Raw genomic sequence first — 18,874 nt, forward strand, 5'->3', positions numbered from 1 at the left:
CCCTCCCGCGCAGACGCCACACCTCATCTGTGCTCTCGCTCTTCGGCGCCCTCGTCACTTCCGCCCCGTGGGCGGCGGGGGAGCGGAGGACCCGATCTCGCACCAGACCGCCTTTCCCTCGCCGCGGGACTCGATGCCCCAACGGGCAGCGACGGCATCCAGGAGCAGCAGGCCCCGCCCCGAAGTCGCGGTCTCGCCCGGACTGCGACGTCTCGGCCAGACGCTCGAACGGTCCTGCACCGACAGCCGCACCCGCCGGACGGGTTCCGGCAGTACCTCCAGAGTGAGTACCGCGCCGCCTTCCGTGTGCAGAAGCACATTCACCAGCAGCTCCCCGGTCACCAGCTCGGCGTCGTCGGCCAGTTCGGACATGTCCCAGTCGTTCAAGGCCTGGCGCACGATCGTACGGGCGTCGGACAGGCCCTCCGGGTCCGCCTGGTGAATGTACAGGTGCAACCGTGGGGCCCGCGGCGACCCCGGGTCCGGACTGCGCCGCAGCACCAGCAGGGCGACATCGTCCCCGGACCCCCAGCGCTCCCAGAGCCGGTCCGACAGATGGTCGGCCAAGGCCCGGGCGCCCGCGGGTCCCTCGCTCACCTCGTGGATCAGGGCCTGCACACCGGTTTCGATATCGCCCCCCGGCTCTTCCACCAGTCCATCGGTGTACAGGACAAGGGTGTCGCCCGGCACCAGGTCGAGCCGGGTCCCCGGAAACTCCTCGTACTCGAAGTCGGTCGAAATCCCCAGGGGCAGCCCGCCCCGCACCTGAGGGCTGCCCACCCTGCCGTCCATGTGCCGGATCAGCGGGCCGAGATGCCCGGCCCGAACCACACGTACGGTTCCCGACGCGAGGTCGACCTGGGCGTACGTACAGGTCGCGAAGCGTTCCGTGTCCAGTTCGGCGAGGAAGCGCGAAGCCCGGGCCAGCACCGTGGACGGAGAGTGCCCCTCGCCGGCGTACGCGCGCAGGGCGATGCGCAGCTGGCCCATGATGGCGGCGGCATGAGTGTCATGACCCTGGACGTCACCCACCACGATCCCGAAGCGGTTCTTGGGCAGCGCGATCACGTCGTACCAGTCACCGCCCACCTGCCGTCCGCTCCAGGCCGCGTGATACCGCACGGCTATCTCGCCGCCTTCGATCTCCTGGATCCGCCGGGGCAGCATGGTCGCCTGGAGACCGGTGGCGAATTCGCGCTCCTCGTCGAAGAGCGTCGCCCGCTGCAGGGACTGCGCCACGATGGCGGCCAGTCCCAGGCACAGGTTGCGCTCATCCGCGTTGAAGGCCGTTTCCTCGCGGTAGAAGAGCGCAAGGCTACCCAGGGAACGCGCCTGGGCGACGAGCGGCAGATAGGCGGCCGCGCGGAATCTGAGCTGCCCTGCATGGGGAGCCACCACGGGATAGCGATGGGCGAGTCCCGAGACCGAGTTCAGGAACCGGGGTCGTCCGCTGAGAACGGTGTCGGCCAGGGGAAAGCGGCGGTCCAGCCCTCCGGAGCCCAGCCCGTTGATCGCCTCCAGCGGGTCGCCGCTGAGCGCGATGACGTTCAGCGAGGTGTTCTCGACCAGGCCGAGTGCGAGCCCGTCCGCACCGAGCCGGGCCAGCCCGCCCGGTCCGGTGAGCGCGGCCGTCACATCATCCACGGTCACCGCACGCGACAGCGCACTCGTTGTTCGTTCAATGATATTGGTCTGGCGCTGTCGCCGCTTTTCCAGGTCCAGCACGAAGGCCGAATGGGTGACCTCCGCCGTGGCGTCCCGTACCACCCCGATGACCCGCTGAGCCCGCCCGTCGTCACGGCGCAGAATCCGCGCCTGGATATGGGCCCACTGGTCCTTGCCGCCGTCGAGCGGCACTCGGATGTGCACGCTGTACGAACTGCGCCCGCCCCTGATCGCCTCGTCGATCGCCATGTCGAGCCGGGCCCGCTCCGAGGGTTCGAGCCGTTCCACCACGGACTCGGGCCGTGAATCGAAGGTCAGGGGATCCAGCCCGAAGACCAGCAGGCCCGCGTCGTCGACGTCCAGCGTCCGGGCTTTGAGATCCCACTCGAAACTGCCCGTCCGGTTCATGGCAAGCCGCTGCGCCGTCGCGGTCTCGCCGTTGGGCGTCTTCTCGATCAGCGGGCGGGGCGGGACGGAGGAACGCGGCTGCCGGTCGTGATCGCTCATTCCTGCTCCGGAGATCGTCCGGCGGGACTGCCGGACGGCGCGGCCCGTACGGCGTGACTCAATTGTCGAACCGGTTCCGGCAGGCTGCCACAGCGGACATCCGGCAGGTCCCGGTCCGAGGGCAGGCCCCGGTTCGAGGGCAGGCCCCGGGCCCCGTACCCCTGCCTGCCCGAGCCCTGGGCGCGCCCCGCAGAATGGCAGCGGAAGATCGTCCGCGTTCGGCGGGCGATACGGCACAGGGGCTGACCGGAGCGCATTGATGAATCACGACGATCCCGTTCTGCTGCACACCGAGGGACGCATCCGGCACATCACCCTCAACCGCCCGCGCGCCCTCAACGCGCTGAATCACGCCATGGTGCTGCGCATCGACGAAGCACTCGCCGAAGCCGAGGTCGACGACGCCGTCACCGCGGTCCTGATCACCGGAGCCGGGGACCGCGGCCTCTGCGCGGGCGGCGACATCCGTTCGATCCATGGCGACGCCCGCTCCGGCGACGGCACCTCGATGGACTTCTGGCGCGACGAATACCGGCTCAACGCCCGTATCGCCCGCTTCCCCAAGCCCTACGTCGCGATCATGGACGGCATCGTGATGGGCGGCGGCGTCGGTGTCTCGGCCCACGGCGACGTCCGTATCGTCACCGAACGCTCACGCGTCGCCATGCCCGAGACGGGCATCGGCTTCGTCCCCGATGTGGGCGGGACATGGCTGCTCAGCTCTGCGCCCGGTGAGCTCGGCACCCACCTCGCACTCACCGCGGACGCGGTCGGCGCGGCCGACGCGCTGCTGTGCGGGCTCGCCGACCACTTCGTACCGGTGCACCGCCTTGCCCAGCTCGTCACGGCCCTCGCCGCCTCCGGTACGGCCGCCGAGATCCAGGAGACGATACGACGGCACGCCTCGCCCGCGCCGGGTGGCGAACTGGCGGAGCACCGCGAGTGGATCGACTTCTGCTATCGGGCCGACTCCGTCGAGGAGATCCTCGACCGGCTCGGCACCTGCGATGTCCCCGCCGCCAAGCAGGCCGCCGAAACGATCCTGGCCAAGTCGCCCACGGCGCTCAAGGTGACCCTCTCCGCGCTGCGCAGAGCCCGCGGGCTCGACAGCCTGGAGGCGGTGCTCGACCAGGAGTACAGGACCTCGTGCACGGCCTTCACCAGGCACGATCTGGTGGAGGGCGTGCGTGCCCAGATCATCGACAAGGACCGCGATCCGCGGTGGAGCCCGGCGGACCTGGCCGAGGTCACCGACGCCGACGTGGCACTCTTCTTCGCGCCGCTGGGCGACCGCGAGCTCGGCCTGCATCCCGGTCCGGATGCCGCTTCCGGGACGACGGACTGAGCCGGGAGGCGGCGGGCCGGGCAGGACGGTGCGGGGACGCACCGGAACCGCGGAACTGTCATAGGTCATTGGGGCCGGTGACGGTGCGGAACGGCACGCCGAGGAGATCGGCCGCGGCCTTGAAGTCCTTGGCACGGTGGCCTGTGCAGAGAGCCCAGTGGTGGCCGATGCCGGTTGCGGACCAGGCATCGGTCCATTCACCGGGGTCGAAGCCGAAGTCGACGCGTGAGGTGGTGTTGCCGATCTCCAGCACAGGTCCCGGGACGACTTCGCCCTCGGAGGCGATGAACGTGAAGGTGCCGTCCGCCTCCTGACCGACACCGAACGTGGTGACAGGACCGTGCTCGACGTCGAACTCGACACTGACGCCCCAGCCGCGTTTGCCGTGATAGACGCCCAGCCCGCGCAGCAGCGGATCCTTGGCGCTGATCGCGAGATGGGCCGGGCCGTCGTGCCCCATCTCGACGACCCGGTCACGGAAGTTGAGGGCCTGGAGCTCGGTGAAGGAGCCGCCTGCGCCGATGGTGTCGGCGATCAGCATGGCGAGGCTGGTGCGCAGCTCGTACTCCCCGGCCATCGGGATGCCCCGGGCGGTCAGCAGCGACGCGCCGAGGATCATGCCCGCGCCGAGCCGCTCGTGGATCTCGCCCTCCAGCCCGCGATGGTAGTAGGCGAGGCTGTCGAGCGCGAAGTCCTCCACGAGCCGGTCAAGGCCGACCGACACCCGGGCGGCCCAGAGGAGATCGTCCTCGGCCACGGAGTCGTCGAGGGTGAAGACCCTGTGCGCGAGCGTGACGCGCTCGGCCGCCTCCTCGTCCGTCACGGCGGCGACCCGGACCCGCAGGTCATCGAATTCGAGAACCTCGACGTGTCCGCCGAACTGGCCGGAGACCAGGGTCATGTCGGTGGAGACGTCGAGCATCCCCGGGTAGAGGTGGCCCATCAGTCCGTGCCGGCCGTGCCGCAGCGCGCCGCGCACCCGGGCGGCGGAGAGCCACCGGCGGATCCGGTTCCAGGCGTTCTCGTCGTGCAGATGGCCGGTGACGGAGCGGAAGGGGATGCCGCTGCGCCGGAACACATTGGCGACCTCCGGCAGCGGGCACTGTCCGCAGTACGCCAGCCACTGGCCCGTGCCGGTGTTCGGGTGGTCCATCGCCTCGGTCGGCTGGAGGTCGATGACCAGAACCGGGGTGTGGGTGCGCTGGGCGATCGGCAGGACCATCGAGGCCGTGAGATACGTCGTCAGGAACGTGACGACGATGTCGCAGTCGGCCCTGCGCAGCTGTTCCGCGGCCCTTGCTGCCTCCTGCGGGTCGGAGATGAAGCCGGCGTCGACGACCTCGCAGCCCAGCTCCTCGAACCGCCCGGTCACGAAGCGCGCCGATTCCCGCAGTTGGTCGAGGAGCCCGGGGAACTGCGGCCAGTACGCCCCCAGTCCACCGGAGACCAGGCCGACGCGGGTACGGCGGCGTGTCGTGCGGGCGAGCACGCCGTCGAGCACGGCAGGAGAGACATCAGTCATGAGCTTCCTTCCTTCGTCATCCATCGGGGGTCCGAGCCCCGGACGGGGACCGTCCTCCGTGCCGAGGCGCCCAGGTCTCAGTCCGTCCCCAGCCTCGCGGCGGCCCGGTCCCAGGCACGTTGATCTCCCTGCGGGGTGTACTGGCGCAGTTCCTGGGTCCGCGCGACGAGTCGTCGCATGTCCAGGAGATCGCCCACCAGGCCATGGGCGCGTGCCTGCAACAGGACGTTGCCGAGCGCGGTCGCCTCGGCCGGACCGGCTGTGACGGGCAGCCCGGTGGCATCCGCGGTCCACTGGCACAACAGCTCGTTGCGCGAACCCCCGCCGACGAGATGGATCCGGGCCGGTTCCCACCCAGCCAGCCGGGCGGCCTGTCGCAGCGTTCTGCGATGCGCCAGCGCCAGACTCTCCAGCACACACCGCACATACCCGCCGGGGCTCCCGGGAGGCGCCTGTCCGGTCCGTACGAGGTGGGCGTCGATGCGCGAGGGCATGTCGTCCGGTGCGAGGAACGCCTCGTCGTCGGGGTCGATCACCGCGGTGAACGGCCGGGCCCTGGCCGCCTCCGCGAGCAGTCCGGGCAGACTCGGAGCCGTACCGTTGCGATCCCAGGCACGGCAGCACTCCTCCAGAAGCCACATGCCCATGATGTTGCGCAGAAAGCGGACGGTCCCGTCCACCCCGCGCTCATTGGTGAAGTTCGCCGCCCGGGACTCCTCCGTCAGCACCGGAGCCGCCAACTCCAGACCCGCCAATGACCAGGTGCCACAGGACACATAGGCGAATCCGGGCTCGGTCGCGGGGACCGCGGCGACCGCCGACGCCGTGTCGTGCGAGGCGACGGTCGTCACCCGTGTACCGGCCGCGAGGCCGGTGTACTCGGCCACATGCGGCAACAGCGTCCCTGCCGGGTCGCCCGGCTCACGCAACGGCGGGAACCAGGAACGCTCCAGCCCCAGCCGGCCGATCAGCGTGTCGGACCAGGTACCGGCAGACGCGTCGAAGAGGCCGGTCGTCGAAGCGTTGGTGATCTCCGCACCCACCGTGCCGGTCAGCCAGTGCACCAGCAGATCAGGGATCAGCAGCATCGTTCGTGCCGTCCCCCACTGGGCACTCGCACGGTGTGCGGCGAGCTGGAACACCGTGTTGAACGGCAGATGCTGCAATCCGCCGACCGTGTACAGCTCCTTCGCCCCGCATGCGGCCAGCACCTCCTCGGCCGCCTTGCCGTTGCGGCCGTCGCGGTAGTGGAACGGCAGCCCGAGCAGCGCCCCGTCGGCATCGAGCAGGCCGTAGTCGACCGCCCACGTGTCGACGCCGATCGAGGTGACCGGGCCGCTGCGCGCAGCCGTCCGCAGACCGTCCAGCATCCCCTGGTAGAGGGCCAGCACGTTCCACCGCAGCCCGTCCGGCAGCCGGACCGGGGCGTTGGGGAAGCGGTGTGCCTCGGTCAGCACCAGCTTCCCCGGTCCGGTCCGGCCGGTGATCACCCGCCCGCTGGTGGCACCGAGGTCCACGGCCGCGAAGACCGCCTCGTTGTGTGCTGTCACAGACATGGACGTCCCATCCGGCTCGTCGCGGGGACGTGAGGCGTCGTGGGGACGCGGCGCGGCGCAGGAATGCGGACCATCGCCGGTACGCGGACCACCGCCGGGACGGTGGTCATCGAAGGAACGCCCCCGTCACACCGGCGTCGACGGGAATGTGCAGTCCGGTCGTGTGCGTCAGATCCCCGCCGGTCAGCGCGAAGAGGGCGTTCGCGACGTGCTCCGGGAGCACCTCGCGCTTCAGAAGCGTCCGCTGGGCGTAGAACTCACCGAGCTTCTCCTCCTCGATGCCGTACGTCGCCGCACGCTGGGCACCCCAGCCGGCTGCGAAGATGCCCGAACCCCGCACCACGCCGTCGGGATTGATGCCGTTCACCCGGATCCCGTACTCGCCCAACTCCGCCGCCAACAGCCGCACCTGGTGAGCCTGATCGGCCTTGGTCGCCGAGTAGGCGATGTTGTTCGGGCCGGCGAACACGGCGTTCTTCGACGCGATGTAGACGATGTCGCCGCCGAGGTTCTGCGCCCGCATCACCCGCGCGGCCTCACGCGAGACCAGGAACGAGCCGCGCGCCATGATGTCGTGCTGGAGGTCCCAGTCCCGGGCCGTGGTTTCGAGAAGCGGTTTGGAGATCGAGATCCCCGCATTGTTCACGACGAGATCCACACCGCCGAACGCCAGCACGGCGGCCTTGAACGCCCCGGCGATCTGCTCCTCGCTGGTCACATCGACCGTCACCGCGACAGCCTTGTCGGGCCCGCCGAGATCGCGCGCCACCGCGGCGGCGCTCTCCGCGTCCAGGTCCGCGACGACGACACACGCCCCCTCGGCGACCAGCCGGTGCGCGATGGCCTTGCCGATACCGGACGCCGCGCCCGTGACCAGTGCCACCCGGGTGGCCAGCGGCTTGGGCTTCGGCATCCGGCGCAGCTTGGCCTCCTCCAGCTCCCAGTACTCGATCCGGAACTTCTCGGACTCCTCGATCGGCGCGTACGAGGAGACCGCCTCGGCGCCACGCATCACATTGACGGCGTTGAGGTAGAACTCCCCGGCGACCCGGGCGGTCTGCTTGTCCTTGCCGAAGGAGAACATGCCGACCCCGGGCACCAGCACGATCGCGGGATCCGCGCCGCGCATCGCGGGGGAGTCGGGCGTGGCGTGACGCTCGTAGTACGCGCGATATGCCTCCCGGTACTCCTCGTGCTGCTCCTTCAGACGGGCCTGGGCCTCGTCCAGCGGGGCGTCCGCGGGCAGATCGAGGACCAGCGGCCTGACCTTCGTACGGAGGAAGTGGTCCGGGCACGAGGTGCCGAGCGAGGCGAGCCGCGGATGTTCGGCACGGGCGAGGAAGTCCAGCACGGGCTCCGTGTCGGTGAAGTGACCCACCTGCGGACGGTCGGTGGAGGCCAGGCCGCGGATCACCGGGGCGAGCGCGGCGGCGCGCTCCAGGCGCCGCTCCTCGGCAAGGGCCTCGCGGCCCGCCCACACGGGGCCGAACGGTTCTGCTTTGCCCCGCTCCTGGAGAAATGCCTCGGCCGTGCGGATCATCCAGAGAGCGTTGTCCTCGCACTCCTCGGACGTCTCGCCCCACGCCGTGATGCCGTGGCCGCCGAGGACCACACCGACGGCCTGCGGGTTGGCCTCCTTGACCGCGGCGATGTCCAGACCGAGCTGGAACCCGGGCCGGCGCCAGCCCACCCAGGCCACCTTGTCGCCGAAACACTCCGCCGTGAGCTTCTCCCCGTCGTCGGAGCACGCCAGCGCGATCCCCGAGTCCGGGTGCAGATGATCGACGTGCGCGGCCTCGACCAGTGCGTGCATGGCCGTGTCGATGGAGGGGGCGGCGCCGCCCTTGCCGTGCAGGCAGTAGTCGAACGCGGGCACCATCTCGTCCTCATGCTCCACCCCGGGGTACACGTTCTTGAGCGCGCGCACCCGGTCCAGGCGCAGCACCGCGAGTCCGGCCTCGGTCAGGGTACCCAGATCACCACCGGACCCCTTGACCCACAGCAGCTCGGTCCCGGCACCCGTGACCGGGTCGGTGCCGGTGGCCTTCACCGATGTGTTGCCACCTGCGTAGTTGGTGTTGCGGGCGTCGGAGCCGATCCGGTGGGCGCGCTCCAGGAGAGCGGCGACTTCGGCGTGCGTCGCGGACGTCATGAGATTCCTTCGGGGTCGGGGCGGGGCCGAGCCGAAACGGTCGGACGGGTGTACGGGTGAGCGAGGCGGGGGGAGAATCAGGCGCCCCAGCCGGCCTGCTCGCCGCCGACCCGGGCGGCGGCGATCCGCTCCTGATTGCCCGAGGCCAGATATGCGGCGAACGGATCCTTGGCCAGGCCGAGTTCCTCACGCACCTCGGCGAGCAGCGGACGGACGTCGGTGTTGTACGCGTCCATCAGGACACCGTTCGCGGCGAGCACATCGCCGGTCTGCTGCGCGGCGCCCAGCGCAGCCGTGTCGATCAGCAGCGCCTTGGCGGTCGCTTCCTGCACATTGGCGACCGACCGGATCACCGCAGGGATCTTCGCCTCGATGTTGTGGCACTGGTCGAGCATGAAATTGACGTTCGTCTCGGACTTCAGACCACCGTTCTTGACCACTTCATGCATGATCCGGAACAACTGGAACGGATCGGCGGCACCGACCATCAGGTCGTCGTCGGCGTAGAACCGGGAGTTGAAGTCGAACGCGCCCAGCCTTCCCGCACGAAGCAGGAACGCCACGATGAACTCGATGTTGGTGCCCGGTGCGTGGTGCCCGGTGTCCACGACCACCTGGGCCTTCGGGCCGAGGTTGAGGCAGTGCGCGTAGGCCGTGCCCCAGTCCGGCACATCCGTCGTGTAGAAGGCGGGCTCGAACAGCTTGTACTCCAGCAGCATCCGCTGGTCGTCACCCAGGCGCCCGTACACCTCGGCCAGCGCCTCGGCGAGTCGCTCCTGACGGGCCGCGATGTCGTCCTGCCCGGGGTAGTTCGTGCCGTCGGAGAACCAGAGCTTGAGATCGGAGGACCCCGTTCGGTCCATGATGTCGACGCACTCCAGCAGGTGGTCGGTCGCCTTGCGGCGCACCTTCGGGTCGGGATGGGTGACCGACCCCAGCTTGAAGTCGTCGTCCTGGAAGACATTGGAGTTGATCGCACCGATCCGCAGCCCGAGATCCGTGGCACGCCGGGTGAGCACGGAGTAGTCCTCGACCTTGTCCCACGGGATGTGCAACGACACCTTCGGCGCCACACCCGTGAAGGCGTTCACCTGAGCCGCGTCCTCCAGCTTTTCGAACGGGTCGCGCGGGACACCCGACTGCGCGAACACCTTGAACCGAGTCCCCGAGTTCCCGTACCCCCACGACGGTGTCTCGATCACCTGGGACTTCAGAGCTGCCTTGACGGCCGACACATCAGACATGAACACCTCACAAGCGGAGTCATCCAGCGACCGGTGGTCGTTCGAATGGTGTGTGAATCGATTCATCCGAGTCTCACGCTAGATTTGCCACAAGCCTCCAGTCAAGCGACGAGCTGGGTTCCCTTTCGGCTTGAATCAATTCACCGCGGTGGAGGAGGGCACTTCAGGGAGGGGGAGGCGACGCGGTACGGGCGACTCGGTGCGGACGGACAGGCAGCGAGTGGCCTCGGGGCAGGCCCGGGCCGCCGGTTCATGGAGAGGATGGTGGCGCATCGGGGCGACGAGGTGAAGAGCGGCGGCGTGAGACGGCAACGCCCGTCGAGCCGCCTGCCCGTGGATCGACGGCGCGGCTCCACGGCCTGGCGGGCCCACCCCGTCCGCCCGGGGATGGAGCGCGCCGCGGACGCGCGGTGCCGTTCAACGACCGCAGTGCCGTCCGCCGGACCTGTTCGGCGACCGCACGGCCCTCTTCGGCAGGTCTGTTCGAGCGACCGTACGGTGCCGTTCAACGGACCCGGTCAGTGACCGCTGCCGGACATGCTCGGCTGAAGCGAGCGCACGAGATCGAAGAACCGGGACTCATTGCCGCAGAGCCCCGCGCGCTCCAGCGCCACATCCGCCTCCGCGATCGGAGAGGCGAGCAAGGGCACATACAAGGGGCCTTCGTCAGGCTCCGCCAGCGCGGCCCGAGTGGCCTCCAGCAGTCGGACATACGCCTGGGCCGCGGCGAGTTCGTCATTGCGCATCTCAGCATCTCCCGGTCAGAGGTGTCGGACCCACCAGCATCCCCCATAGGTCTGACAATGGCCTCCCACGGCGGCCCGGGGCCGCCGGCTAGCCGCCGTTCGGCCGTCGGACACCGGGTGGCGGTTCGACCTCCAGGAATCTTCGGCGCCGCGACCCGCGGTACAGCAACGCCGTCCAGCCCAACTCCCGCAGCGCGGCGGCGCACCGGCCCAGTTCGGCCTCCTCCGCATGCGCGGCTCCACTGCCGGGCGGACCGAGCCACTCGACCCTCACGCTGCCTGGCGCCTCGCCGCGCAGCAGGCGATACCCGGTCGCCGTACGCACGCCCGACCCGTCAACGGCCGAGGCGGCCAGGCCCGATGCCTCCAGGGCCAGAGCGACGGCCCGTATCGGCCGGAGCGTCTCCCACTGCGCGGGTACGCCCTCCGGGGCCGTGTGCCTGGTATTCGTCAGCCGCCGGATCTGCATCATGCCTTCGAACGCCGTCCGTACCGAAGCGGCCCGGCCCCTGTCCGGTGCCGGCGGGCCGTCCCCGGTAGCGGGTTCGAAGCCGGTCTCGTGCTCGATGCCCATCTGCGTCCCTCCTGCCCCTTGACCCTTGGCGTACTGCCAGTGTGCGTCGCCCCACTGACAACGGCTCCGGCGCGGGGCACGGGCCACCCCGGACGCCGACGCCGCCGGCACCGCAGCCGTCGGCTCCGCTACGCGGGCGGGGCGCCCTTCTCGTCGGACGACGGTGCACCACCCCCGCGGAGCACCTTGCCCGGATTGAGAATGCCGTACGGGTCCAGTGCAGTCTTCACCGCGTGATGCATGCTCAGTACCGCGGAACCCAGCTCCTTTTTCATGCCGCGCATCTTCAGCAGCCCGACCCCGTGCTCGCCCGTCACGGTCCCCCCGAGCGCGAGAGCGTCGTCGAGGATGTCCTCGAACGCCGACCGGGCACGCGCACGCGCGGCTTCGTCACCGGGCGGGGTGATGATCAGCGGATGCAGGTTGCCGTCCCCGGCATGGGCGGTGTTGGCCACCAGAATGTCGTGCCGGGCCGCTGTCCTCCCGATCCGGGCCAGCATCTCGGGCACCGCGGTCCGGGGCACACAGACGTCGTCGTATCCCGCGACGCCCATCGCGGTGCGCCGGCCGAGCGGGACGGCCTCACCGAGCCCGTTGACCACCTCCGGACCGAGCACGTAGTCGCGTGTCACGCCGTACTTGACGCAACACATCCCACCCGCGTTGGTCGCGACGTTCCCACCGATCGTCGACCAGGGCGAGCTCGCCGGGTCCGGCGGGTACCAAAGTCCGTGCTCCGCGCAGGCCGCCAGCAGATCGTCGTTGACGACCCGGATGGACGACGGCCAGGTGCTCCCCGGTGTCGATGCGAATGATCCGGTCCATGTCCTCGAAGTCCTCGAAGGACAGGACGATCGCCCCGTCGACGGCGTTCGCCCCACTCGAGAGGCCGGTACCGGCGCCACGTGGCACGAGCGGGATGCGATGGGTCAGACAGTGCCGGACCACGTCCCGTACCTCTTCGGTGGTCTGCGGGCGCACCACGGCCAGGGGTGTGCCGTAAGGGGACCACTCGGCCTCGTCGTGCCGGTACCGGGCAAGGCCGGCCGGATCCGTGGGTACCCGCCGGGCAGGGATGCCGTCGGCTGGTCCGTTCGCCACGCCCGTGGTCGCCTCCTGGAAAGGTGCAATAACCACCATCGTCGCGCGCACGGGTCCCAGCCCGGAGCGGAGCCCTCCTGATCCGCTTCACGTGCAGGGCGCCGAAAGGGACTCCAGTGCGATAACCCCTCCATGATGATCATCAAATCGGTGTGCACGGACGACGGATCCCGATAGGGTCGACCGTCCGAAAGCTCCGTATCCCAGAGGATCCACGCACTGTGCCCGACAACGCCCCACGCCCCGGCACCGACCGTGCCGCCCTGCGCGCCGACTGCGCCAGCTGTTTCGGGCTGTGCTGCGTGGCCCTGACCCTGACCCGGTCCGCGGACTTCGCGATCAACAAGGATGCCGGGAAGCCCTGCCGCAATCTGCAGAGGGACTTCCGCTGCGGCATCCACACCGAACTCCGGACCCAGGGCTTCCCCGGTTGCACCGTCTACGACTGCTTCGGGGCCGGCCAGAAGGTCTCCCTCGAGACCTTCGGCGGGCAGGACTGGCGCCGGGCCCCGCAGACCGCCCAGCAGATGTTCCAGGTGTTCCCGGTCGTGCGGCAGCTCCACGAACTCCTCTGGTACCTCACGGAAGCGCTGTCCCTGGAGGCGGCGCGCTCCCTCCAGGGCGAGATACGCAGCGCCCTCGACGAGACGGAACGTCTCACCCGCCTCCCGGCGGACGCGTTCAGGGACCTGGACGTGGCCGCCCACCGCGACGTCGTCGCCGCCCTCCTGCTCCGCACCAGCGAAGTCGTACGCGCGACGGTGCCGCGCAGGAAGAAGCGCGACCACCGAGGCGCCGACCTCATCGGGGCCAGGCTCAAGGGCGCTGATCTGCGAGGTGCCGACCTGCGAGGCGCCTACCTCATCGCGGCGGACCTCACGGGTGCCGATCTGCGGCTGGCCGATCTGATCGGCGCCGACTTCCGTGACGCCGAACTGTCCGGTGCCGACCTCACCGGAAGTCTCTTCGTCACCCAGGCACAGCTCAATGCGGCGAGGGGCGACGCGGCGACGAGAATCCCGCCCTCGCTCAGCCGCCCCGCTCACTGGGACCGGTGAATTCGCCGCTCGGACCATGCCACTGACGGCCCGGAGGGCATCCGTACCGCACCCGGCGAATCGGCCCTCGCGGCCGGGCACTGCGGACGCCCGTGGCTCGTTGCACAGGGTGGCGTACCCGGAACGCCTTCGACGACCGGACCGAGGAGTCGCGCACATGCCGAGCAGTACCGACCGCAGCCGCACCGATCGAAGTGGTGCCGACGGGAGCCGCACCCGCCTGATCGAGCGGCTCATGGAGCAATTCCCGCACGTGCCCCGGGAAGCCGTCATCAAGGAAGACCTCCTGCGCGGCGGCGTGGCGTTCGACGAGTCCGCCCTCAGCGACAACGAGGGCGGCGATGTCAAACCGAAGTCGTACTTCATCTTCTCGTTCGACCACGGAACCCTCCCCGAGCTCGGCGCGGCCGCGCTGCGCCGCCCGCCGGAGGAGATCGTGCTCACCGGCGGCCCGTACGAGCTGCGCAGGACGGTGGTGTCGGTACGGGTCAACCCGGCGTCCCCGTACCGCGTCGCGGCCGACGACGACGGCGTGCTCGGGCTGTACCTCGACGGCCAGCGGATCTCCGACGTCGGCCTGCCGCCGATGCCGGACTACTACCGGCACACCCTTGAGAACGGGAAGTCCGTGATGGAGGTCGCGCCCACCATCCAATGGGGCTACCTCGTCTATCTGACGGTCTTCCGGGTCTGCCAGTACTTCGGGGCGAAGGAGGAGTGCCAGTACTGCGACATCAACCACAACTGGCGCCAGCACAAGGCGGCGGGACGTCCGTACACCGGTGTGAAGCCGGTCGAGGAGGTCCTGGAGGCACTGGCCATCATCGACAAGTACGACACCGAGAAGACGTCCACCGCCTACACACTCACCGGGGGCGCCATCACGTCCCACATCGGCGGCCGCGACGAGGCAGACTTCTACGGGCAGTATGCGAAGGCCATCGAGGAACGGTTCCCCGGCCGCTGGATCGGCAAGGTCGTAGCCCAGGCCCTCCCCAAGGCCGATGTGCAGCGCTTCCACGACTACGGTGTCCAGATCTACCACCCCAACTACGAGGTGTGGGACCGTCGGCTGTTCGAGCTCTACTGCCCCGGCAAGGAGCGCTACGTGGGCCGCGACGAGTGGCACCGCCGCATTCTGGACTCGGCCGAGGTCTTCGGCCCCCGCAATGTCATCCCCAACTTCGTGGCGGGTGTCGAGATGGCCGAACCCTTCGGCTTCACCACGGTGAACGAGGCCATCGAATCGACCACCGAAGGGCTGCGGTTCTTCATGTCGCACGGCATCACGCCGCGCTTCACCACCTGGTGCCCGGAGCCCACCACTCCCCTCGGAAAGACCAACCCGGACGGAGCGCCGCTTGAGTACCACATCCGCCTGCTGGACGCCTACCGGGCGACCATGGAGGAGTACGGGCTCAGCTCACCCCCCGGCTATGGCCCGCCCGGGCCGGGCCGGGCCGTCTTCTCCGTCAGTTCGTTCATGGACAGTCTCCCGGCCCGCCCGGACGACGATCAGTGACACCGAACCGGTCTTCGGGTAACCGCCCGGGCGGCGGCAGCGGGTTCGCGCACGATGCGGGTGAAGCCCCGCACCAGGACGTTGTACGCCCCGGTGTCCCGCGCGAGCACGGTGCGCAGCGGTTCCACATCGGTCAGCACCGCCCACGAGAGTCGGGGCCCGGCCGGGCGTAGGCGCCGTGCGTGCCGCGGCCGCCGGGGGAGGGGCACCCCGCCGGACCGCTGTGATCTCCGCCTACGAGGAGATGGCCGGCCCCGTCCGGGCCGGTGCCCCCGCTCGGACGGCAGGCGGGAGGGCGACCCGACCAGGGTCCCTGCGGCCTTCTCCGGCCTCGCCGCTGAGAACACGCCGCTCGGGCTGCCCTTCGTCAACGGCGAGCCCGACGCGATCCACGCCCCTCTCGACGCCGCCCGCGTCGAGAGACTTGCGTGGGAGTCGGTCCGTCACGGCACCGACCCCCACGCATGAGGTTCGCGGGCGGCGGGACCCGGCTATCAGTTGCCCGCACCGGATTGCCGGCCGCGCGGAGCCGACGGGTACACGCACCGGACCGGCGCCTTCCTGACGGTCCGGTGCCTACCTGCGAAGCCCACCGCCACAAGGGTCGACCTGCCGGTCGTCGGCGCCCCGGCCCGTCAGGCGCGCCACTCCGCCGTGCGCTCCGGGGACGCCTCGGCGAGCGCCTTGACAACGGCCTCGGCATCGCCCTGGTGACCGTAGACGGGCGTGCCGGGCTGCTGGCGCCAGGATTCGTCGAGGCCACCGGCGTCCACAGTGTCGAAGCCCAACTCGTCGATGAGGTCGCGCACGACCTGCTTGGCTGCCGGGTCGTCACCGGCCACCGGCAGCGCCTGACGGGCGGGGCTGCCCGTCGGGCGGCCGTTGTCGAGGATGTCCTGCGCGTACGTCCCGTTGAACGCCTTGATCACGGGGTGGCCGATCTGTTGCTCGGTCCACCGGCTCTCCGGCAGACCCTCCTCGATCGCGGCGATGCGGCCGTCGCGCTGCTGCGGGTAGTAATTGCCCGTGTCGATGACCACGGCCCCCTCCGCTGCGCCGCCGAGGAAACCGGAGGGCAGCTGGGGGACGGCCTTGAGCGGGACGGTGACGACAACGACCTGGGCTCCCCGAGCGGCCTCGGAGGCCGCGACAGGGGTGGCTCCGGTCTCCTCGGCGAGCGCGGTGAGCGTCTGCGGACCGCGCGAGTTGGCGACGGAGACATCGTGACCCAGCGCGGTGAGACGCCGGGTGAGGTTGCCGCCGATGTTGCCCGCGCCGATGATGCCGATCTTCATGGATCCGACCTCCGATGGTGCCTGCGGTACGTGATGTGGTCTCGCCGCTTCACCAACTACCCGCTGCCGTTCCCTATTCCGGGAAATGGCAAAACGATTCGCTCGTTCACCGGAAGGATGGGACGCAGCGACTGCGGGCACGAACAGGGAGAGAACCGGAATTTCCCAGCCCACTTGGAGGCGGTGCTCATGCTGCACGGCGTCGACGTCAGCGCGTATCAGTCGTCCTTCGACACGGACGGATTGGACTTCGTCCTCATCAAGGCCACCGAAGGCCGTTCCTACGTCAATCCGCATCTGACCTCGCAGGTCAAACGTGCCAGGGACGCGGAGTGCGTCGTCGGCTTCTACCACTTTCTCTGGCCGGGCGACATCACGGCCCAGGCGGAGTACTTCCTGAGCAAGGCTCCGGAGAAGGCGGGCGATCTGCTCGCGGTGGACTGGGAGGAGAATGGCGAAGGCACCCGGGCGAGCAACGCCGAAAAGGACGGCTTCATCCGTGAGGTCAAGCGCCTGAGGCCCCATCACAGAGTCCTGCTGTACTGCAACCGGTACTTCTGGCTGCATCACGACACCACGTCGTACGCCGGGGACGGCCTGTGGATAGCCGACTACGTGACCGCGGGGAAACCCAGGATCAAGGCGTTCTGGCGCATTCATCAGTACACCGACCAGCCGCTCGACAAGGATGTCGCCGTTTTCTCCTCGCGGACCGCTATGCGCGACTGGGCCGACGGGTAGCCGCACGCGCGGGCCGTGAGGCCGACGATCGGGCACAGGGCACGGGGGGACGCCGGCATGGGGTGCCGGGGGACTTCGGGTAGTGCTCCAGGCACACGAAGAAGCGAAGTCGGACCATGCGAAATAGGCTGTTCCGAGGCTTCTGTCACCTGTACTGTCGCACGGTGGCCGACCAGCCGGACGTGCCCGATCGAAGCGGAGGAGCACCCATGAAGGCCGCTGTTGTGCGCAGCTTCACCGAGCAGCTGGTGGTCGAGGACAGGCCGGTCCCGAGACCGGCCGGACACCAGGTCCTCGTGCGGATGGAGACTTCCGGGCTGTGCCACACCGACATCCACGCCGCGCGGGGCGACTGGCCGGTCAAGCCGAGCCCGCCGTTCGTGCCGGGGCACGAGGGCATCGGCATCGTCGAAGCGGCCGGTGCGCAGGTCACCCACCTCGCGGCGGGGGACCGGGTTGCCATCCCCTGGCTCGGAGAGGCGTGCGGGTACTGCGACCACTGCGTCTCCGGCTGGGAAACGCTCTGCCTGAAACAGCAGAACAGCGGCTACTCGGTGGACGGCAGCCATGCCGAGTACGCACTCGCGCATGGAACGTACGTGGTGCCGGTCCCCGACGGCATCGACCCGCTGGACGCGGCACCGCTGACCTGCGCGGGCGTCACCACGTACAAGGCCGTGAAACTGTCCGGCGCCCGCCCGGGCACGCGCGCGCTCGTCTCCGGCATCGGTGGCCTGGGTCACCTTGCCCTGCAGTACGCGCGGATCTTCGGTGCCGAGACGATCGCCGTCGACGTCACCGACGAGAAGCTGGCGCTTGCTCGTGAGTTGGGGGCCGACCACGTCATCGACGCCCGGGTCCAGGACGTAGCCGAAGAGACGCATCGGCTCGGCGGAGCGGACGCGGCCATCTCGCTGGCCGTGAGCAACGCGTCGTTCAGCGCCGCCTATGGCGCGCTGCGCCGGGGCGGCACGCTCGTTCTGGTGGCGCTGCCGGCCGAGGGCAAGCTGGAACTGCCCGTCTTCGACACGGTGCTGAACGGCACGAAGATCGTCGGCTCCATCGTCGGCACCCGTGAGGACCTCGCCGAGGTGTTCCGCCTGCACCGGCTCGGCCGTACACGCGTGATCCGCGAGAGCCGGGGCCTTGACGACATCAACGCGTCCATCGACGAGGTGCTGAAGGGCAAGGTGCCGGGCCGCCTGGTCTTCGACATGCGCTGAACGGCACGTGCTGCGGAGGGCCGAGGCGCCTGTTTGCGGCTTGCGGGAGCCGTGCCCGTGCCCCGTGCCCTGTGCCCGTGCCCCGTGCCCTGTGCCCGTGCCCCGTGCCCTGTGCCCGTGCCCCGTGCCCCGTGTCCGGCCCTGCCCCGGGCCGGACACGGGCAGGCCCCGCACCCCTCGCTCAGTACGACTGCAACTCGATGAGATGGCCCTCGGGATCGCGCACATGGGCGGTGCGGAGCGTGGGGCCCCACTCCGGCCGGTCGCGCGCGCCGACAACGGCTGAAGCGCCGTGCCGGAGGCAGTGCGCCAGCCCGGAGTCGACATCGGGTACCCGGCAGACGAACATCGAACGATCCTGCGCGGGTGGCGCCTCGGCGGGCAGGTCCGCCGTCCCGATGACGGCCGCCATCGCATCGCGGTCGAAGAGCACCAGTACCCCGTGGCCATCCACGTCCCAGTGGGCGTACGGGCCGGACTCGCTGCCACTGGCCCGGGTGGCCCCGATCAGAGCGGGCAGCACAGCGTCGTAGAAACGGAAGCATTCGGCGAATCTGCCGACCAGCAGGCGGGGATGCAGGGCATCCATGACGTGCTCCGATCAGAATAGTAGGTGAACACCC

Annotated in this window: 14 protein-coding genes and 1 pseudogene; 5 read left to right on the forward strand and 10 right to left on the reverse strand. The window is 69.7% G+C overall.

Going from position 1 to position 18,874, the window contains the following annotated elements; genetic code table 11:
* Positions 1–54: 54 nt before the first annotated feature.
* Positions 55–2,172: a SpoIIE family protein phosphatase gene (locus ACIOMQ_RS32380; RefSeq protein ID WP_402191444.1), complete on the reverse strand. Its 2,118-nt coding sequence runs from the start codon at positions 2,170–2,172 to the stop codon at positions 55–57.
* A 259-nt stretch (positions 2,173–2,431) separates the two neighbouring features.
* On the opposite strand from ACIOMQ_RS32380, the gene ACIOMQ_RS32385 reads away from it, so the two are divergent.
* Positions 2,432–3,517, forward strand: coding sequence for an enoyl-CoA hydratase/isomerase family protein (locus ACIOMQ_RS32385; protein ID WP_362207134.1), 1,086 nt, complete (start codon positions 2,432–2,434; stop codon positions 3,515–3,517).
* Between the two features lie 58 nt (positions 3,518–3,575).
* Here ACIOMQ_RS32385 and ACIOMQ_RS32390 read toward each other — a convergent pair whose 3' ends face one another.
* The 7 genes and pseudogenes from ACIOMQ_RS32390 to ACIOMQ_RS32420 form a co-directional block, all read right to left on the reverse strand.
* Positions 3,576–5,039 carry an arabinose isomerase gene (locus ACIOMQ_RS32390; protein WP_402191447.1) on the reverse strand — a complete coding sequence of 488 codons (1,464 nt, stop codon included), beginning with the start codon at positions 5,037–5,039 and terminating at the stop codon, positions 3,576–3,578.
* A gap of 77 nt (positions 5,040–5,116) precedes the next feature.
* Positions 5,117–6,595, reverse strand: a complete 1,479-nt coding sequence (locus ACIOMQ_RS32395) for a rhamnulokinase family protein (RefSeq protein WP_402191451.1) — start codon at positions 6,593–6,595, stop codon at positions 5,117–5,119.
* A 106-nt stretch (positions 6,596–6,701) separates the two neighbouring features.
* Entirely contained in the window at positions 6,702–8,747 is a 2,046-nt protein-coding gene (locus ACIOMQ_RS32400; RefSeq protein WP_402191454.1) for a bifunctional aldolase/short-chain dehydrogenase, read from the reverse strand.
* 77 nt (positions 8,748–8,824) lie between these two features.
* Positions 8,825–9,991, reverse strand: a complete 1,167-nt coding sequence (gene rhaI / locus ACIOMQ_RS32405; RefSeq protein ID WP_401758246.1) for an L-rhamnose isomerase — start codon at positions 9,989–9,991, stop codon at positions 8,825–8,827.
* A gap of 518 nt (positions 9,992–10,509) precedes the next feature.
* Positions 10,510–10,737: a hypothetical protein gene (locus tag ACIOMQ_RS32410; protein ID WP_362207144.1), complete on the reverse strand. Its 228-nt coding sequence runs from the start codon at positions 10,735–10,737 to the stop codon at positions 10,510–10,512.
* A gap of 88 nt (positions 10,738–10,825) precedes the next feature.
* Positions 10,826–11,311: a hypothetical protein gene (locus tag ACIOMQ_RS32415; RefSeq protein ID WP_362207146.1), complete on the reverse strand. Its 486-nt coding sequence runs from the start codon at positions 11,309–11,311 to the stop codon at positions 10,826–10,828.
* Between the two features lie 128 nt (positions 11,312–11,439).
* Positions 11,440–12,412, reverse strand: a pseudogene (locus ACIOMQ_RS32420) (FAD-binding oxidoreductase).
* Between the two features lie 221 nt (positions 12,413–12,633).
* Between ACIOMQ_RS32420 and ACIOMQ_RS32425 the strand changes: the two are divergent.
* Both ACIOMQ_RS32425 and ACIOMQ_RS32430 read left to right on the forward strand, forming a co-directional pair.
* Positions 12,634–13,470, forward strand: a complete 837-nt coding sequence (locus ACIOMQ_RS32425) for a pentapeptide repeat-containing protein (RefSeq protein WP_401269448.1) — start codon at positions 12,634–12,636, stop codon at positions 13,468–13,470.
* A gap of 157 nt (positions 13,471–13,627) precedes the next feature.
* The gene (locus ACIOMQ_RS32430; protein ID WP_362207149.1) at positions 13,628–14,992 is read left to right on the forward strand and encodes a radical SAM protein; all 1,365 of its coding nucleotides are present in this window, start codon (positions 13,628–13,630) and stop codon (positions 14,990–14,992) included.
* A 635-nt stretch (positions 14,993–15,627) separates the two neighbouring features.
* On the opposite strand, the gene ACIOMQ_RS32435 is transcribed toward ACIOMQ_RS32430, so the two are convergent.
* Entirely contained in the window at positions 15,628–16,584 is a 957-nt protein-coding gene (locus tag ACIOMQ_RS32435; RefSeq protein WP_362207150.1) for an NAD(P)-binding domain-containing protein, read from the reverse strand.
* Between ACIOMQ_RS32435 and ACIOMQ_RS32440 the strand changes: the two genes are divergently transcribed.
* Both ACIOMQ_RS32440 and adhP read left to right on the forward strand, forming a co-directional pair.
* Positions 16,477–17,028, forward strand: a complete 552-nt coding sequence (locus tag ACIOMQ_RS32440) for a GH25 family lysozyme (RefSeq protein ID WP_401269445.1) — start codon at positions 16,477–16,479, stop codon at positions 17,026–17,028. The genes ACIOMQ_RS32435 and ACIOMQ_RS32440 overlap by 108 nt on opposite strands.
* A 209-nt stretch (positions 17,029–17,237) precedes the next feature.
* Positions 17,238–18,251: an alcohol dehydrogenase AdhP gene (gene adhP, locus ACIOMQ_RS32445; RefSeq protein WP_362207153.1), complete on the forward strand. Its 1,014-nt coding sequence runs from the start codon at positions 17,238–17,240 to the stop codon at positions 18,249–18,251.
* Positions 18,252–18,432: 181 nt separating this feature from the next.
* Here adhP and ACIOMQ_RS32450 read toward each other — a convergent pair whose 3' ends face one another.
* Entirely contained in the window at positions 18,433–18,840 is a 408-nt protein-coding gene (locus ACIOMQ_RS32450) for a VOC family protein (protein WP_362207155.1), read from the reverse strand.
* Between the last annotated feature and the right edge of the window lie 34 nt (positions 18,841–18,874).

Origin of the sequence: Streptomyces sp. NPDC087845 (assembly GCF_044742755.1) — a bacterium.
Classification (GTDB): domain Bacteria; phylum Actinomycetota; class Actinomycetes; order Streptomycetales; family Streptomycetaceae; genus Streptomyces.

Excerpts from the sequence above, each read along its gene's own strand:
- ACIOMQ_RS32435 (WP_362207150.1), bottom strand. The coding sequence starts at position 16,584 with ATGCGGATTGACGTAGGAACGGCCTTCGGTGGCCTTGATGAGGACGAA.
- rhaI (WP_401758246.1), bottom strand. The coding sequence starts at position 9,991 with ATGTCTGATGTGTCGGCCGTCAAGGCAGCTCTGAAGTCCCAGGTGATC.
- ACIOMQ_RS32410 (WP_362207144.1), bottom strand. The coding sequence starts at position 10,737 with ATGCGCAATGACGAACTCGCCGCGGCCCAGGCGTATGTCCGACTGCTG.
- ACIOMQ_RS32415 (WP_362207146.1), bottom strand. The coding sequence starts at position 11,311 with ATGGGCATCGAGCACGAGACCGGCTTCGAACCCGCTACCGGGGACGGC.
- ACIOMQ_RS32390 (WP_402191447.1), bottom strand. The coding sequence starts at position 5,039 with ATGACTGATGTCTCTCCTGCCGTGCTCGACGGCGTGCTCGCCCGCACG.
- ACIOMQ_RS32385 (WP_362207134.1), top strand. The coding sequence starts at position 2,432 with ATGAATCACGACGATCCCGTTCTGCTGCACACCGAGGGACGCATCCGG.
- ACIOMQ_RS32430 (WP_362207149.1), top strand. The coding sequence starts at position 13,628 with ATGCCGAGCAGTACCGACCGCAGCCGCACCGATCGAAGTGGTGCCGAC.
- ACIOMQ_RS32440 (WP_401269445.1), top strand. The coding sequence starts at position 16,477 with ATGCTGCACGGCGTCGACGTCAGCGCGTATCAGTCGTCCTTCGACACG.
- ACIOMQ_RS32380 (WP_402191444.1), bottom strand. The coding sequence starts at position 2,172 with ATGAGCGATCACGACCGGCAGCCGCGTTCCTCCGTCCCGCCCCGCCCG.
- ACIOMQ_RS32450 (WP_362207155.1), bottom strand. The coding sequence starts at position 18,840 with ATGGATGCCCTGCATCCCCGCCTGCTGGTCGGCAGATTCGCCGAATGC.
- ACIOMQ_RS32395 (WP_402191451.1), bottom strand. The coding sequence starts at position 6,595 with ATGTCTGTGACAGCACACAACGAGGCGGTCTTCGCGGCCGTGGACCTC.
- adhP (WP_362207153.1), top strand. The coding sequence starts at position 17,238 with ATGAAGGCCGCTGTTGTGCGCAGCTTCACCGAGCAGCTGGTGGTCGAG.
- ACIOMQ_RS32400 (WP_402191454.1), bottom strand. The coding sequence starts at position 8,747 with ATGACGTCCGCGACGCACGCCGAAGTCGCCGCTCTCCTGGAGCGCGCC.